12 protein-coding genes and 1 tRNA gene are annotated in these 17,207 nt (G+C 57.7%); 2 read left to right on the forward strand and 11 right to left on the reverse strand.

What is annotated here, in order from left to right:
* Both B2A78_RS14475 and B2A78_RS14480 read left to right on the forward strand, forming a co-directional pair.
* Positions 1-154, forward strand: a 154-nt coding sequence (locus B2A78_RS14475; protein ID WP_240502543.1) for a methane monooxygenase/ammonia monooxygenase subunit B, incomplete at its 5' end; no start/stop codon positions are given.
* Positions 155-604: 450 nt separating this feature from the next.
* A tRNA-Thr gene (locus B2A78_RS14480) sits at positions 605-680 on the forward strand.
* Positions 681-714: 34 nt separating this feature from the next.
* Here the strand turns inward: B2A78_RS14480 and B2A78_RS14485 are convergent.
* From B2A78_RS14485 to B2A78_RS14535, 11 genes are all read right to left on the reverse strand, one after another.
* Positions 715-2,190 carry a RimK family protein gene (locus tag B2A78_RS14485; RefSeq protein ID WP_077730720.1) on the reverse strand — a complete coding sequence of 492 codons (1,476 nt, stop codon included), beginning with the start codon at positions 2,188-2,190 and terminating at the stop codon, positions 715-717.
* Position 2,191: 1 nt separating this feature from the next.
* Positions 2,192-3,301 (reverse strand): GNAT family N-acetyltransferase/peptidase C39 family protein, encoded by a 1,110-nt coding sequence (locus tag B2A78_RS14490; RefSeq protein ID WP_077730721.1) that lies wholly within the window; start codon positions 3,299-3,301, stop codon positions 2,192-2,194.
* Positions 3,302-3,431: 130 nt separating this feature from the next.
* Positions 3,432-4,619, reverse strand: a complete 1,188-nt coding sequence (gene metK / locus B2A78_RS14495; protein ID WP_077730722.1) for a methionine adenosyltransferase — start codon at positions 4,617-4,619, stop codon at positions 3,432-3,434.
* The gene (locus B2A78_RS14500; RefSeq protein ID WP_077730723.1) at positions 4,616-7,756 is read right to left on the reverse strand and encodes a cation-transporting P-type ATPase; all 3,141 of its coding nucleotides are present in this window, start codon (positions 7,754-7,756) and stop codon (positions 4,616-4,618) included. Before B2A78_RS14500 ends, metK begins: the two co-directional genes overlap by 4 nt.
* Before the next feature lie 132 nt (positions 7,757-7,888).
* Positions 7,889-9,190, reverse strand: a complete 1,302-nt coding sequence (guaD, locus tag B2A78_RS14505) for a guanine deaminase (protein WP_077730724.1) — start codon at positions 9,188-9,190, stop codon at positions 7,889-7,891.
* Positions 9,191-9,225: 35 nt separating this feature from the next.
* Positions 9,226-10,032 carry a TIGR01458 family HAD-type hydrolase gene (locus tag B2A78_RS14510; RefSeq protein WP_077730725.1) on the reverse strand — a complete coding sequence of 269 codons (807 nt, stop codon included), beginning with the start codon at positions 10,030-10,032 and terminating at the stop codon, positions 9,226-9,228.
* Between the two features lie 130 nt (positions 10,033-10,162).
* Complete coding sequence (locus B2A78_RS14515; protein WP_077730726.1) at positions 10,163-11,035, reverse strand: HDOD domain-containing protein; 873 nt, start codon at positions 11,033-11,035, stop codon at positions 10,163-10,165.
* A 301-nt stretch (positions 11,036-11,336) separates the two neighbouring features.
* Positions 11,337-12,737 carry a diguanylate cyclase gene (locus tag B2A78_RS14520; RefSeq protein WP_168175436.1) on the reverse strand — a complete coding sequence of 467 codons (1,401 nt, stop codon included), beginning with the start codon at positions 12,735-12,737 and terminating at the stop codon, positions 11,337-11,339.
* Positions 12,738-13,357: 620 nt separating this feature from the next.
* Positions 13,358-14,698, reverse strand: a complete 1,341-nt coding sequence (locus B2A78_RS14525) for a sigma 54-interacting transcriptional regulator (RefSeq protein WP_077730728.1) — start codon at positions 14,696-14,698, stop codon at positions 13,358-13,360.
* Positions 14,695-15,081 carry a response regulator gene (locus B2A78_RS14530; RefSeq protein ID WP_077730729.1) on the reverse strand — a complete coding sequence of 129 codons (387 nt, stop codon included), beginning with the start codon at positions 15,079-15,081 and terminating at the stop codon, positions 14,695-14,697. Before B2A78_RS14530 ends, B2A78_RS14525 begins: the two co-directional genes overlap by 4 nt.
* Positions 15,056-17,188 carry an ATP-binding protein gene (locus tag B2A78_RS14535; protein ID WP_077730730.1) on the reverse strand — a complete coding sequence of 711 codons (2,133 nt, stop codon included), beginning with the start codon at positions 17,186-17,188 and terminating at the stop codon, positions 15,056-15,058. The genes B2A78_RS14530 and B2A78_RS14535 overlap by 26 nt, the downstream gene beginning before the upstream one ends.
* Positions 17,189-17,207: the final 19 nt, after the last annotated feature.

Here is a 17,207-nt window from a genome sequence, read left to right on the forward strand (position 1 = left end):
TACCGCCAGCGATGCGGCGTGGGAAGTCTATCGTTTGTCCGACATCATCTACGATCCGGACAGCCGCTTTGCCGGTCTGTTGTTCTTCTTTGACGATGCGGGCGGCCGTCAGGTCACCCAGATCGACGCTCCGCTGATCCCGTCCTTCATGTAAGACCAAGGGGGCGCCGGGTCCCGGCGCCCTCGAGGCTTTACGACCGACGGTCGGCACTGAAAAGCCCTCCTTCTCTGAAGGAGGGCTTTTTTCTTTGTTTAGATCGGAGATTAATTCGGATCTCGGTGCGCTGTGTGCGGCCTAGAGAGCTTATGACGCGGAAGGTGGCTTATTTGGGCCCAGCTGATTATCCCTCTATATTATTATGAGGGCAGGGTGTTCCCCTTAAGACTATAGGTTCCTATATCTCGGTGGGTCATAGGTTTCGCATCGCTTGTGCCGGTTACCGGCTAAATGCTTCCGAATGATGCCCACGCTAGCGCCGAAAATGTACCAGCCGGTAATTTACCTAAATTTTACTCACTACAGAGCCAGAATGAACTGAAGACAACCTTCAACTCCTTTCCGGCTTCTAGTGATATAATTTATGCCGTTTTATCCATATCCATTGCTGGCGTAGCTCAGTCGGTAGAGCAGCTGATTTGTAATCAGCCGGTCGGGGGTTCGAATCCTCTCGCCAGCTCCATTTCGCTATCCATTGCCTTGAATCCGGGTATCGCTCAGCGGCTCTCGCGACGGATATCTAAGCGGCGTACGAATTCGCCGATGATGATTTGATAGAGTCTGTCACCGAGGACGTGATCCTCGATGCCGGCATCGATGTTCGGGTTATCGTTAATTTCGATCACGTAGACACCGTTCTCGGTTTGTTTGAGATCGACTCCGTAAAGACCGTCCCCGATCAGTTTGGCGATGGCCAGCGCGGTATCGACGACAGCGCTAGGGGTCTCTTCGATTGGTAAAGTCCGAAAGTTTCCCTCTACGGCCTTCCCGGACGACCGGTGCCTGACGACTTGCCAATGCGCACGAGACATGTAGTACTGGCAGGCGAACAAGGGTTGTCCATTGAGTATGCCCACTCTCCAGTCGAACGACGTATAAACGAATTCTTGGGCGAGGATCAGATCGGATTCCTTGAACAGTTTTTGCGAAAGTGTTCTAAATTCACGCTCGTCATCGGCTTTGTATACGCCCCGAGAAAACGAGCCGTCCGGGATCTTAAGGACGACGGGGTAGCCGATGTTGCCATTCATCGATTCGACGTGCCCCTTTTGGAGAATTTTGCTTTTCGGTGTGGGAATGTGGTGCGCGTCCATTAGTTCGGCCAAATAGACCTTGTTGGCGCACTTCAGGATGGAATCGGGATCATCTATGACCACCATGCCTTCAATCTGCGCTTTTCTCGCGAAGCGATAGGTGTAGTGATCAATATTGGTGGTTTCGCGAATAAATAGAGCGTCGTATTCCGCCAAGCGCTCGTAATCTCTCTTCTCGATCAGTTCGACATCGACCCCTTGTTTTTTTCCGGCTTTGACGAGCTTTTGCAAAGCGCCGGCATTGGAAGGCGGCATGTTCTCGGCGGGATTACGCAGCACCGCCAGATCATAGCGCGACGTGCTCCTGGCGCGGGGCCTCCGCCATGGTTTCGCGAGGTAGCTGTTCAGTCCGTCGATGAAAAGTTGCCGGTTCGGTTCGCACATCGAGCTCGTGAGGTGCATCGGCTTTACGGTGTCTATATGCCACTTGCCTTGATAGCGGAACTCGACTTTAAGCAACGGACATTGAAATAGATCGAAGATCTGCCGGGAAAGGTCCTGCATATTCGGATCTTCGCAGCGACCGAAAAAAATCGGAAGCTCGAAGGTCTCATCGATTTTGCTCTCGCGCTTCTTGAAGCGTTTCTGGATTATGCCGTTGAGATCCTCGATGTTAAGGCTGTAAATGGATTTACTGCTGAGGCTGGTGAGGGTTCTCACGGTTGGAATGACCCGATGGCTGCGCGGCTCCGCCAGCAAAGAGCAAAAATACCCCATGCTTAAGTAACGATAACTGCGGCACAAATTGATGACGCGGACATCCTTCGTTTTTAGGTACTCGGCCTTCGATAAATAATCGCAGGCTGCAACCACGGGCACGCGCGGATAGTCCGGCTGCCAGTCCTTTAGACTCTCGACAACGACGATGTGGACGGACATATCAGTGGCGCCGGCGCGACTTTGATTTGCGAAGGATCAGTACAGACTTTTGTCCGGTTTTTCCGTAGCGGGCCATGCGTTGAAAATCGGTCTTGAGAATGGGCATGTTGATGCAGTCGGTGGCTGTCTTTCCGGCTGAATAATCGACATAGGGATCGTGCACGTAAAAATAATGTTCGTCGAAGCCTGTCACCACGATCCAGTGGGGAAACTTTTCCTGATAAAGACGATAGGAACTGATCAGCACAACCGGTATGCCGCCTTGCTCCATTTTTTCCTGCAACTCATTGCAGTTGAGGGCGGCATACACGATCTTGACCGGTAGTCTTTTCAGTTCATCCAAAAAATCCTCCTGTACGACCTGCATCACCACCCGTTTCTCTGGATCACGTACCGAGGTAATGAAAAGCGCGCCTTCATCATTGACATAAACCTCGACATCGAACCCGCGGTGAAACGCCGAAAGCGCGAGTCCATAAGGCCCGCACCCGCCGTGCCCGGAGGTCATGAAAACAGTGGTCGATTCGCGCCATAGCCGCAACTCGAGTTTTCGGTCCAGCTCTACATCGGATTGCAGGGTCTTCATGGCCATCATCAGGGATGCCGGACCGCAGGTGAAATCGAGAGTCTGCTGGTAATACGGCACCCGAGCCAGTTCCGGATTCAAATGAGGTGCCAGCATTTTCTCGAACCGCAAGGCCGAGGCGTGGTCTTCGTAGTAGTCGGGAACGCTTTCCAGATAACGATAGCCGAGATTTTCAAACAGTTTGATCGAAGGTCGATTATCGCGCCGAACTTCGAGCCGCAAGGTCACGCATTCGCGGTCCAGGGCCAATTCTTCGGAGGCTATTACCAGAGTCCGGCCTATGCCCTGGCTGCGATACGGCGGGTCGACCGCGTAGGAATACAGGCGCGCCAGCGAGGTGCCGGTATGGAATAGCACCATCGAATATCCGCGAATCACCCCGTCATGATCATCCACGAGGGTCGCCGCATTCGCCTTGGTAAGGAGATACCGGAAGTTGCGCCGGGAAATACGGTCCGTATCGAAACATCGGTCTTCGATCCGAACGAGGGCGTCCAGATCGTCCAAGTTGGCTGCGCGAATCATCAACGGTAGTGGGGGATAGGTGTCGGAAAAGATACTAGGCAGTTGTATGCCGACATCTTACCCGAAAATAGGTGGGCATTGTGCTCGCGGGGTCAAGCGCGGGAACAAGCCTGCGCTTGTCTGATGCCGATCAGCGGAGCTTGCTCTCGATATCAATGCGTTCCCAAGGCAGTTCGGTGAATGACGCGCCCATGTGGCCGTGTGCCGGTAGCATCCGGTAAAACATCCCTTTGTATTGCGCGGGCAAGTAGCGAAGTCCGAATTTCCGGATGATCGCTCCTAGCCGGAAATCGATGCATTCTTCGAGTCTGTTCTTGATCGTATTTTCGTCGACGCTGCCGGTACCGAATGCCGACACTTGAATGCTGACCGGCCTGGACTGCCCGATCGTGTAGCTCAGCTGGACTTCGCATTCGTCGGCGAGCCCGGCCGCTACAACGTTTTTGGCGGCGTAGCGTGCGGCATAGGCGCCGACGCGGTCGATACGGCAGGGGTCTTTGCCGGACAAGGCCGATCCGGAATGCCGCGCGTAACCGCCGTAGGTATCACTCGCTGTCTTTCGTCCGGTCATGCCCGAGTGTGCGGCGGGGCCGCTTTTCGGGAAAGTGCCGCGCGGATTGATGAAGATGTCTGTCTGATCGTCCGGCCGAATCGATTCGTTCGCAAAAGCGGGATTGATAACGTGGTCGAGAAGATCGGCGCGAAGCTGGGCTGCGTCGATTTGATCGCCCCCATGAGGCCCCGCGATCAGGGTAATGCTGTGAATCCTGTTCGGTCTGCCGCTTTCGAATTCCACGCCGACCTGCGTGGTACAGTCGGGCGATAAGTAGGAAACGGTTTTGTTCTCGCGCGCCACGGTCAGTTGCCGGGCCAAGCGGTTGGCCATGGTAATCGGAAACGGCATCAGCTCGGTCGTCTGATTGCAGGCGAAACCGAACTGAGTGATTTGATTGCGGACGGTGATTCGGTCGAGCTCCTTGTCGGTCAATTCCCGCTCGTCCCATTCATACCGTTGATCGAGAGGTTGCGCCATAAGGCTGGTGACCACGGTGCATTCGGCGGCGTTGAAATCTTCCTTGCGATAACCGACCGCGCCGACAACCTGCCGCGCCAGATCCGGAATGTCCACGGTCGCTTTCGAAGCAAAGCGGGCGGCGACGAACACGATTCCTTTCGACAAGGCGCATTCGGTCACGATATGAGAGTAAGGATCCTGCTGGAGAAACCGGTCAACAATCGCGTCGCTGATGGTGTCGCATAACCGATCGGGGTGCCCTTCGGCCACCGATTCCGAAGTGAACAAAAAGCTCTTTTTCATGATCGCCGCTCCTTTTGTTGCGAGTCGGTTTTTAACCGTTTAATCCCCTCATTGATTAAAAACGGCGTGGTTGCTCCGGCCCCGATCGCGACCCAATCGAGGGCGCCGATGGGCGAAAGTCGGAGCAAATTGCGCAACGGAGGCAAAAAGGCCGCGCCGATTTGAAGAGCGGCTGAACCGAACAAAGCCGCACTCAATAGCCGGTTGGTTGGCCGTTTCTCCCTATCGAACACGCCGGTGCGCTCGGACCGGCAACTGATGGCGTGGAGCAACTGACCGAGCGTGATAGTCATAAAGGCGCCGGTGCCCGCTTTTGGCCCCAAGCCATACCGGGCAACGCTATATCCGTAAACAGCCATGGCGCCGCCGGAGAGAAGCAGTGATTCACGCATCAATCTGGCGGCATCGGCGCGGCGGATGATTGGCTCGGTTGGGCTGCGGGGCGCCTGTTTCAGCACGTCCTGCTCGGGCGGCTCGAGCGCCAATCCGAGGCCGGGCAGGATGTCGGTCAATAGGTTGATCCACAGCAGTTGGATCGGGTTCAGCACTTCGCCGGCACCAAGCGCCGTGCCGATCAGCATGATCTCGACTTCGCTCAAGTTGCTGGAAAGCAGGAAATGCAGGCTCTTTCGGATGTTCAAGTAAATCGTTCGTCCCTGCTCAACGGCAGCGATCATGGTGTGCAGATTGTCGTCTTCCAGAACGATGTCGGCGACGGACCGCGCCACCTCGGCGCCCCCACCGCCAAGCGCCACGCCCACGTCGGCTGCCTTTAAAGCAGGGCCGTCGTTGACGCCGTCGCCGGTCATCGCTACGACGTGTCCGGCCTTTTGAAGCGCCTGGACGATGCGGAGCTTGTGCGCCGGGCTGACCCGCGCGAACACTGTCGTATCATTCACGATGCCCGCGAGCAGGTCGGGGTCGAGTTTGTCCAGGCTGGTGGAGTCGATGATTTCGAGAGCCTTAACGCCGTTCAGTCCCAAGCGTTTGCCGACGGAGAAGGCTGTGGCGCTCTGATCGCCAGTAATCATTACGGTACTGATTCCGGCTCCATGGAATTTGGCCATGAGTTCGGCCATCCCGGGGCGGACCGTGTCTTCCATCCCTATCAATCCTAGCCAGACCAGGTTTTGGCTTACGGATGCGGTGCCAATATCTTCGGAATATCCGAAGGCGACGCCCAGAACCCTCAACGCGCGCCCGGCCAAGCCTTCGTTCTGTGTCATGATCGCCGCACACTGCGTTTCGTCAAGCTCTACGTACTCGCCGTCGCGGAGCCCGTGCGTGCACAGCCCGAGCACGTCGGTCGGACTGCCCTTGACCGCGACCAAGTGTTTTCCATCAGTGTTCTTGTGAACGGTGACCATATACGGACGATCCTCCGCCCGATGTACCGTCTTGACGAGCGGATGCCGCGCCCGCAATGCCTTGACGTCCTCGCCCGCGTCCAGTGCGATCTCCACCAAAGCCGACTCGGTCGGCGTTCCGTCGAGCTGGCGCCCGCTGCCGTTTTCGACCAGCTTGACTTCGCTGCACAGGCACACGATCTGAAGCAAGCGTTCGAGATCTCTCTGCTCGGCCAGATCGAACGATTCTCCGTTCATCAGCAACCTGCCGTTCGTGCGCGTGACGGAGATTGCGGGCATTTCGATCGTGACGGCCCGCATCCGGTTCTCGGTCAGCGTGCCGGTTTTATCGAGGCAAAGGGTCCTCACGGAACCGAGGCTTTCCACGGCGGGCAGCTGACGGACCAGCACGTGGTGGCGCTGCATTCGCCGTATGCCGAGGGCCAGGGTGGTGGTCGCCACCGCCGGCAAGCCTTCCGGAACGGCCGCGACGGCCAGAGATATCGAGGACTTCAACATTTGCAGCCAGGCGAACCCGCGCAGCAGGCCGAGGCCGAACATCGCCGCGCAGATACCGCCCGAAAACAGCGCGAGCTGGGTGCCCATATGGTCCAATTGGCGCTGCAACGGCGTCTCCGGCGGTTTGACCGATCCAACCAGGGATTGGATCACGCCGATTTCGGTGTGGCGGCCGGTCGACACCGCTACGGCCGTCCCGCTGCCGCCGGTGACGACGGTGCCGCGATGAACCATATTCTTGCGATCGGCCAGAGGGGCGTCCGCAGGAGCCAGATAGTTGTGGTGTTTGCCGACAGGAAGGCTTTCGCCGGTCAGCGCCGATTCGTCGACAGTCAACCGGTTGCTGGCGATCAGACGTGCGTCTGCCGCTACAAACGATCCCGGCTCGAGCACCAGAATGTCGCCGGGCACGACGTTTTCGACCGCTATTTCCGTCTTCTCCCCATCCCGAATGGCAAGCGCCCGGGTTGGTGTCAGCTTGGCCAGCGAACCGATGATTTTTTCCGCTTCACTTTCGGTGAAATAGCCGATGCCGGCATTGATCAACACGACGCTCAGGATGGCTAGAGCATCCGCGACGCCTCCGGTGGCGATGGAAATCACCGCCGACACGCCGAGCAACGCGACCGGCGGACTCATGAGTTGTCCCGCAAACATCGCCATGGCCGAGCGGGGTTTTTGCTGGCTCAAGGTATTCGGTCCGTGACGAAGAAGACGCGCCGCGGCAAGCTTTCCGGTCAAGCCGTCCGGTCCGGACCCCAGGGCCGTCAGCACCTCTTCGTCCTCGATTGCGTGCCAGACTCGCTTGCGGGAGGGGGCCTCTAAATCCGGATTCTCGACGATTTGGAGTGGCGGTTTTCCAAAAGCAGCCCGCCGGGCTTTCCAAAAGCCGATCTTGAGCGCATTGGAGTGCCTCGTGCCCTGGTGTCCGACTTTCGTCCGGGGTCCGCCGATCGCGGCATTGGTTTTCCAGTGTCTACGGGCACAAAGTTCGAGCTCGTCGATGATGAGGGCAATCGGCAGATCCAGTCTGAACCGGACCAAGGCGCTTCCGGTAAGCGGATTGGCGCTGACCGAGTCGAGCCACCGGCTCTTGGCCGGAAGTTCTTCAAGCGCCTTCTTCATGATTTCCGAGCGATAGAGTCCACGAACCTTGACCCGGATTCGCCCGGGAGCCCCGCGATGGGCAAGCGTGATCAAGATCGGTCCGACAGGGCTCGAATGGGAGGAATGATTTTGGCGGCGGGCGCTTTGATCGAACGTATCTTTCATCGGAAAAGCCGTTCCGCGACGGGGGATGACGGGCACCTGTCGCGATGAAAAGTTACTATGCTTCTGCGTATCCGGTCTCGGACGTCAAAAATGAGCTTACCTTAGCGTGGTTACCAAAATGTGACCCTGCGGCTACGATCCGTTACGGGATGCAGCCATATGCCCATGAACGTAGGTCGACGCTATGTGCCGCTCATCCGCCAGTTGCAATAGGGAGAACAGCTGCTCTACGGCGTTTTCGCAGCGACTTAGTCGGGCAGCGAGGTATTGGTCCTCTTCGTAATCGAGCACAAAAAAATCGGCGCTCTTGCCCGGCTCGAAGTTTCCCGCTTCACTCTCAAGCCCGAGTGCCTTTGCCCCGCCCAGGGTCGCGAGATAGAGCAACTGATCGGCATTCAAGCAGAAGTCCTGCAACTGCTGCACTTTATAAGTTTCGGACAGTTCCCGCCACACGGAGAACTGCGTACCGGCACCGATATCCGTGCCTACGGCTACTCGAATGCCGCGCCGTAAATGTCGCCGTAATGGAAACAAGCCGCTCCCGAGATAGGAATTGCTGGTGGGGCAGTGGCACACGGTGCAGTCCGTCTCGGCCATCCGATCCATTTCCGGTTCCGTGGTGTAGATACTGTGCGCCAGCACCGTGCGTTCGGTGATGAGCCCGAAGCTATCGTAAACGTCCAGGTAGTCCCGCCTTTGGGGGAATGCGGTACGCACTGCGGCAATTTCTTCGCGCGTTTCGTTGATGTGGGTCTGGAGGTAGCTTTCCGGGTGGCTTCTCAGCAGCGAACCGCACAGCTCCAGCAACTCGGGTGAGCACGACAGCGCGAACCTGGGCGTAACGGCATAGTGGAGCCGTGGGGCGTGCCGGCACAATCCGATGAGCTTTTCGATCGAATCGACAGACTGTTCCGCCGTTTGCAGCAGCATCGGCGGTGCGTTCCGGTCCATCAAGGTCATGCCGGCAATCAGGCGAATGCCGGATCGTTCGGCCGCCTCGAATAGTGCGAGGTTTGCGTCGTAGAACTGAGAGCCGAACACCATGGCGGTGGTCGTTCCGCAGGTTAACAGGCGCTCGATGAATTGTTCCGCCGCCGCCCTGGCAAAGGATTCGTCGGCAAAGCGAGCCTCGGCCGGATAGACGGTGTTCTCCAGCCAGTCCAGCAAACCGTTTCCGAATCCGGCGGTCGCGTAGAACTGAGGGAAATGCAGATGTGCATCGATCAGGCCGGGGATGAGCCAAGCATCGCCATGGTCGACAAGCTCGCTCTCCGGAAAGGCGTCGAGCACGGCATCGCGTTCTCCGAGCAAGGCAACTCGGCCCGATGGGTTTATCGCCAACGCGCCTCGCTCGATAATTTCGAGAGTGTTTTCTCCGGCAAACGGATTGCCCCTCAAATGGGCGACCGTGCCGGCGTGTATCGTATCGGTCATCGCTGGCGTACCGACTCTTTGCCTCGTGATGTCTATTAGAGACCCAACAGCGCCGGCAATTCGTTGACGGAATCGATGATCTTGTCGGGCCGAATCGATGAGGCGTTCACATAACTTTCCCGATACTTGCCGGTTTTGACCAATATTCCGGTCATCCCGGCTTTTTGGCCACCGCCGATATCGAAATCGACATCGTCGCCTACGATGGCTGTTTCTTCGGCTCTCAGGCCCATATCCTGCAGCGCTATCCGGTAGAAATCCGGAGACGGTTTTCCCATTACCGTGGCTTCGACGCCGCTGCAATACTCGAGCGCCGCGACGAACCCGCCGATATCCATTCTAAGTCCCGTTTCGGTTTGCCAGAATCGATTCTTGTGGACGGCGACGAGCTTGGCACCCTGCATCAGTCGGTTAAATACTCGGTTGAGCAAGTTGTAAGACCAGTTTTCGCCGATATCGCCAAGGACGATATAGTCCGCCTGCTCGATGTCCGCTTCGGCGATATCGGCGAAGTCGCGTTTTACGTCTTCGGCCAGTAACAGAGTGCAAGGCCGGGAGCCACGTTGTTTCAGGTAGCGCAGAACCGCCTGCGGGGCACTCAGAATTTCATTGAATTCGATGTCGAACCCCAGTTTCACCAGTTTGTCGTGCAGCGAAGCCAGCGACCGAGTGCTGGTATTGGTGATGACACGAAGCGGATAACCCGCTGCGCGGATACGTCTTACGGTTTCCGGAGCGCCTTCGATGGTATGTGAGCCAACGTATAGCACGCCGTCGAGATCGAGCAGGATGCCTTTGATGTTGGAGAAAATGGCGGTTGACGAGCTGCGCTGGGAATTCATGGGATATCGGAGGAGTTGTCCACGCTCGCATTTATGGTCCGGTATTGCGCGTCATTCCGCAATTGCAGAACCGGCGATCGAATGCGCTATGACAAGCGAATTCGCGAAACTACGTATCTCCGTTAGGCTGTCAATGTATGACAGCGAAACTCGGCTTGATGATTTCGAAAACCTCGAAGGTCTGGATCCAGGCATCTTGAATGATGTTAGGGACCGTGTCCAAGGACAGTTCGAGCAGTTCCCAGGCGCCCTTGTCGACTCCCGTTTTTTCGGTGCTTAACACATCTTCCAGATTCACGCTGGGTTCGATATGGCTGGCCAGGGCGCTGGCCACGTGGATGAGCGCCGCATTTTTTCGATGATCCGCCGGAGCCTTGTTGGGCTCTAAATAGTGTGCCACGGCCCTTTGCAGGCGTTCGGGAAGTCTCCAGTTTCTCAATAGTTCGGCGCCGAGCTCGGCATGAGTAAAGCCGAAAATTCGCTGTTCCGCCTCGTTGATGGCATCTTCGCCGCGTTCGCTGAGTTCCAGAACGCTCCGGTATTGATCGGGACGGCAGGAGTAGAAGACCAGTCTGCCTACCTTGTGCAGCAGTCCGGCTATGAATAGGGGTTCATTTTCGAAGATCCGGCAGCGGAAGGCCAAGGAGCGCGCAATGACGCCGCAGGCGATGCTATTGAGCCAGAACCGTTCCATGTCCACCCAGTGCGGCGGAATTCCCCTGAACGTACTCGCCACGGACGTCGCCAGCACCAGATCCCGGACGGCATCTCTACCGAGTAATGAAATCGCCTGGGAAACCGTTTCGACCTTGTGCGGCACGCCGGCAAAAGCGCTGTTCGCCAATCTCAACAATCTTGCGGTCAAGGCCGGATCGTTGACGATCACTTCACCGATCGCGCCATTGGTCGAATCGGGAGACTCCATGAGCTGAGTCACTCTCAGAGTCACTTCGGGCAGGGATGCGAGCGTCTTTACTTCTTTGACGAGCGTTTGGGCAGTCATCGGTTTAACCTGATGTTCTTGGCGCTGGTGCGTCACTATTTTTTTACCGGAAATGCGGCGTTCGAGCGGACTCTCCGCTCGAATAGCGCAACCCCTAGGGCTAGAAAGATCTGATTTATCTTGTGGGGCGGCACTGTAGAAGTGTAGTCGTCCTGAGAAAACCGTCTTGCTCGTTGAGATAAGCGGAAGGGAAGGACTTATGGAGGCTGGAATGAACGCCAGCCGTGAAAAATCGACATCAAATCAGTCCCGGACGAATCGACATGTCCGAGGCTCTGGCGTCGGTCGGCAGAGGCGACCCTTAATAATGCCGATAAAGCTTTTTGGTCGAATCGCTTAGCGGTGCAGTCTCGCGCTTCAGATGATAACGGTTCTTGCCGGTCCGTTTGGCGTAATACATGGCCTCGTCGGCGGCTTTGACCAGGCTGTGGTTGTCGGTGCCGTGAATGGGGAAAATCGCGATGCCTATGCTGGAGCAGACGGCGATCTCCGAGCCGTTCACCTCGATCGGACGAGCGACCGCGCTCAGAATTTTTTCCGCGACGATGCAGGCTTCCTCGGCTCCGGAAATTCCCGGAAGCAGCACGAGAAATTCATCTCCGCCGATGCGGGCGACCGTGTCGCTCTCGCGGAGCGATTGAGATATCCGAAGCGCGGCTTGCTGTAGGACGAGGTCTCCCACATTATGTCCGTGCGTATCGTTGATTTCCTTGAAACAGTCCAAATCGACGAATAGGACGGCAAACTGCTGCCCATATCGGCTGGCGAAGGACAGGGCATGGCTGATTCGGTCGTTGAACAGAATCCGGTTCGGGAGACTGGTAAGCGCGTCATAGTGCGCCAGGTAGTAAATCTGCTCCTCGGCGGTTTTGCGCGAGGTGATGTCGAGGCCTACACCCAGAAGGCAATCGCTCTGTCCCAGTTTGGCTTTTGTGCTGGTGAAGAAAAACGGGATTCGCTGCCGGTCCTTGGTCAGGAAATACGATTCGGCGAGGGACCGTCCCGAGGTGAACATTTCGATGATATTGTCCCCGACAAAAGCGTGTTTGTCGTCTTCGGGAACGAAATCCAGCGGGTGTGCACGTTTCAGTTCGCCCGCCGAATAACCGGACATCTCTTCAAAATTAGCGTTCCAGCGTAGAAATCGCCCATCCTTGTCCGCCAGATAGAAGATGCCGGGCAAACTTCTTATCAGATCGTCGGCGAATCGGACTTCATTCCGGAGTGTCTCCTCGGTGTTTTTCTGTTCCGTGATATCGGCGAAAGACCACACGAACTTTCCGTCGTCGATCGTCCGGACGCTGACATCGACCGTTAAGATGTTTCCGTTTTTGTGCCTCACTTTCAGCGTGCTTCGCGCGATATCGCCGGACGTCAGCGCGTCCAGGCGTAACAGTTGAGCGGAGCAGTCCTCTACAATCACGGCTTCGACATCGATTTCACTGTGCTCTCCGAACCGGTGGCCGAGTAAGTCGCAAGCGGCGCGATTGGCATAGACGCAACGTAGGCTGGTCTTTTCAGTCACGCAGATGGCGGCAGGTGACAATTCCAGAATCGTTTCGAGATCTTCCCGGGAAGGTGGGGGAATTTGTCTTGTTTTTGTGAAGCGTTTGCCAAGAATGGCAAGCAATGCGATGAGCGACAGCGGCCCGACGAAGCCCAAAAGCTGAAAATTTTCGAAAGCGCCTCCGTCAAGACGCAAAAATCCTTCGTTTCCGAGTATTGGAAGCGAAGGAGCAATAAGCACAAAAAGGCCCGCCATCCAAGGAAGCCAGCTTAGTACGGGAAATGATAGTCCTTTCATCCCTACGATCCAGTATCCGTAAAAGATTACGCGGAGCGAACTGCATTCGTCCCAGCGATATTCCGATTTCCGTAGTATGGGATGACGAGTACGAAACACCATAAGTATTTCTACTCATACAGAGGTATGAATCGCGGTCGAGATGGCGGCGGTTTCCGCCGGTTTGAGATGGCTGTGATTACCTACAGGAGTTCGGTATTTCGAGCAGTGTTGGGTTGGCCGGTGTCGATATCTGCGTATTCGCAGAACGATGGATGAGGCTTTGATTCGAAGCTTCGGTTGTTGGGCTGGGGTGGGTGAAAATTCCGTGCGGGGTCCGAGGCAGCGGACAAACCGTGTTGCTTGCGATGCCCGTCTGTTTGGCTGAAAGCACGGGAAATTCTCGTCGGCAGTGGAGTAGCAAAAAAGTAGGGGCTCGGGGCGGGAGCAGGCTCAGCCCGCGATGAACGGACGTGAGCAGACCGTTCCTGAAAAGGCGCAATTCCTTTGGCGCCTCTTTCTTCAGGACAGGGAAACGGTCACTCGGAATCTTCCTTGAACTGTCCCGGCTCCAGATTGTGCCGGCGCAGCAGCGAATAGAATTCGCTGCGGTTGCGCTTCGCGAGCCTCGCGGCATGGGTGATATTGCCGTGGGTCACTCTGAGCAGGCGGATGAGGTAATCCCGCTCGAAGCTCTTCTTGGCGTCATCCAGAGACACCATCTCGCCGGCCTGTCGCTGCAAGGCCCGTTGGACCAGGGAAGCCGGTACGATCTCGACGGTGGCGAGGGCGACGATTTTTTCGATGACGTTCAGGAGTTGCCGGATATTGCCCGGCCAGGGGCAGGTCAGCAGCAGGTCCATGGCCTCCGGGGCGTAGCCGTTGATGGTCTTGCCGTATTTCCGAGCGAGTTGCGCCGTGAAATGCCGGGTGAGCAGCGGAATGTCGTCGACCCGCTCCTGTAGCGAAGGAAGACAGAGATTCACCACGTTCAGTCGGTAGTACAGATCCTCCCGGAACCGCCCTTCGGCGATTTCCTTTTCCAGATTGCGATGGGTTGCGGAGACGATCCGCACGTCCACCGGCACGCTTTGCAAGGCCCCGACCGGCCGCACCGTGCGCTCTTGAAGAACGCGGAGGAGCTTCACTTGCAGCGGCAGCGGCATGTCTCCGATCTCATCCAGGAAGACCGTCCCGCCCTGAGCCGCTAGGAACAGCCCCTTGTGATCGCGGACGGCGCCGGTGAAGGCACCTTTGACATGACCGAACAGTTCCGATTCCAGGAGATTTTCCGGGATCGCGCCGCAATTGACGGCGATGAACGGTTTCTGCGCTCTGGGACTGGCGCGGTGTATGGCCTCTGCCATCAGTTCCTTGCCGGTGCCGGAGGCACCGGTGATCAGTACGCTGGCATCCTGAGCGGCGACCATGCGCGCTTCGGTGAGCACGGCTTCCATCCCGGCATTGCGGGTGATGATGGTGTCCGACCAGTCGAATTCGGGGGGCGCCCCGCTCTGCTCCAAGGCTCGCTCCACTTCGGCCAGCAAGGCCTCGGCCTCGAACGGTTTGGACAAATAGCCGAACACGCCCCGCCGTACGGCGTCCACCGCATGGGAAACGGAACCGTGGGCGGTGAGAATGATGACCGGCAGGGCCGGATGGATGTGCTTCAGGGAGTCGAACAGGGTCAGGCCATCCATGCCGCCCATCTGGACATCGGTAATCACCAGCTTCGGCCGATGGGTGGCCGTTTTCGCCAGGGCCTCCTCGCCGCTGCCGGCCTCGATGACGGCAAAGCCTTCGAGGTCAAGGCGCATGGCCAGGAGCTTGAGCAGCGCAGGGTCGTCATCCACGATCAGGATTTCCGGCCTTTGTCTCATGGCTGCGACTCCGCGGGGCCGACCAGGAGACTGCGGATCGTCTGCAGCAGTTCGGCGTGTTGAAATGGCTTGATGATGAAGCCGGAGGCGCCTTCGCTCAAACAGGCTTCCCGTTCGCTGGGCGCGGCGCTGGCCGTCAGGAAAACCAGGGGAATGGTGGCCGTTTCGGGACTCTGCATCAACTGTCGCAGGACCTCCCAACCGTTCAATTCGGGCATCAGAAGATCGCACAGCACCAGGTCCGGCGGTTCGGCCGCAATGGCCTCCAGTGCGAGCCGGCCGTTTTCCGCCTGGATTACCTTATAGCCTTCCAGTTCCAGCAACTGCGACGTCAGCATCCTCAGTGCCGGATCGTTTTCAACCACCAGGATTGTTTTCATCATGCTCCCCCCTTAACGGTATCCGCACCAGAAACCGGGTTCCTTTTCCCAATTCGCTGGTGTAGGTGATGTCGCCGCCGTGCAGCTCTATGCATTTCTTGACGATGGCGAGTCCCAACCCCGTACCCTGGATATTGTTGACATTGCGGGCACGGTGAAAGGTATTGAAAAGATTCGCCCGGTCTTCCGGCGGGATGCCGACCCCCCGGTCGGCTACTTCGAAAACGAGTCCGGCGGCGTCGCGGGTGCAGACCAGACTGACGGTGGACCCCTTGGGTGAAAATTTGACGCCGTTGCTGATCAGATTCAGGATGATTTGGCGCAAGATGTGGGTGTCAACCAAGGCCGGCGCGGGATGCCCGGTCGCGGTGAACTCGATGTCGTGTTCCCGGCCGACCCCGGTTCTTACCTCCTTGAGCAATTGCTCGCAGAAGTCGTCCACATCGGTCGGCTGCGGATTGAATTGCAGATGGCCGGTATCGGACTTGCCTATGAACAACACCTCTTCCAGCATTCGGGTCATATTCTTGACGGCCGTTTTGATCATACCGAGCAATTCGGCCTTCTTATCCGAGGCGAGGCGCTCGCCATAGGCTTCCAGCAGTTCGGTGGAGGACAGAATGGCGGTCAGGGGCGTGCGGAATTCGTGGGAGGTCATGGACACGAAGCGGGATTTGAGTTCGTTGAGTTCCTGCTCCCGCGCCAACGCTTTCCGCACTTCGGCCTCGGCCTGGCGAAGGTCCGCTTCCGCCTGGGTCCGGTTTGCGGCTTCGAGGGTGAGCGCCACCAAATTGCCGATGGACAGGGCAAAACCGACTTCCTCGGCGGTCCATGTACGCGCAGTTCCCATGTGCTCGTGGCAAACCACCGCCACGACCCGCCCGTCCAGCCATACCGGGACGTCGAGCATGGAGGTGATCCCCAGGGGTGCGAGGTAATGGTCGCGGAATTCGACGGTTGCCGGATCGGTCCAGGCGTCATTGGCCACCACCGGCCGGTTGGAAATGATGGCGGCATAGTACTGCGGATATCCGCTCATCCCGAAACCGCCGAGTTCCGATTCCGGTACGGTATCGTCGGACTCGGCGCGGTAGATGATTTCCGGCCGCAGAGCCACGTCGTCCTCGCGCTCTTCGAAGCGGCCGAATACCATTCGCCCCAGACCCAAGGTGTAGGCCGCGGTTCTGAGGATGCGCAGGAGCGACCCCTTGTAATCGGTCTTATCCATGCGGGCCAGTTCGAACAGCACCGTGCGGAAGCGGAGCGCCCGCTCCGCCGTTTCCGCAGCGCCCTGCATGGCCCGCTTGCGCTCGGTGATGTCGCGCAGGAAGGCGCTGAAGCGATACCCTTCCGCGCAGCGTACCGGCCACACCGAGAGTTCGATGGGGAATTCCTCGCCGGCGCTATTGAGAGCCGAGAGCTCGATGGTCCGGTTGAGTACGGTGCCTTGTCCCGTGGCGAGGAAGCGCTTCAAACCGGCCTCGTGAGCCTCCCGGTAGCGATGCGGAATAATGAATTCGGACAGTCGGCCGCCGATCATTTGATCGCGTGGCCAACCGAAAATGCGTTCGGCCGCTCCGTTCCATTCCTTGATGATGCCATGCCGGTCAATGGTGACTACCGCTTCCGCGGAGGACTCGATCATCAACCGCATCAGCTCGGTGCGCTCGGCGATGCGCTCTTCCAGCTCCCGATTGAGCCGGTACAGTTCGTCCTGGGCGGCGCGGCTGTCGTAACCGCCGGCTGCCTCGGCCAAGATCCAGTCCACCCGGCCGGTATCGTCCCGCACCGGCCGCAGTGACAGATCGACCTGTAGCCAATGGTTTCCAGCACTGCGTACCGTGGTAATGAGCCGTATGGTTTCACCTGCGGCGGTTCGGGCGATGGCTTCCCGGATTTCCTGCTGTTTGGCGGGATCGTCGTACCACCAGGGGCCCTGCCAGAACGGCTTGCCTACAGCCGCTCCCCGACCGACCGGAACGGATTCGAAGGCTGCGCGGTTCACTTCCGCGACCACGCCGTTTGGCCGCAACACGGCGGTCAGCACGAAACCGGCCTCGAAAAAGCCGCCCGGCGCGGGTTGATTTTCAAGTTCAATACGTTTGTGCAAGTTCGGTATGGATTTGGAT

Origin of the sequence: Methylocaldum sp. 14B (genome assembly GCF_002005105.1) — a bacterium.
GTDB lineage: Bacteria > Pseudomonadota > Gammaproteobacteria > Methylococcales > Methylococcaceae > Methylocaldum.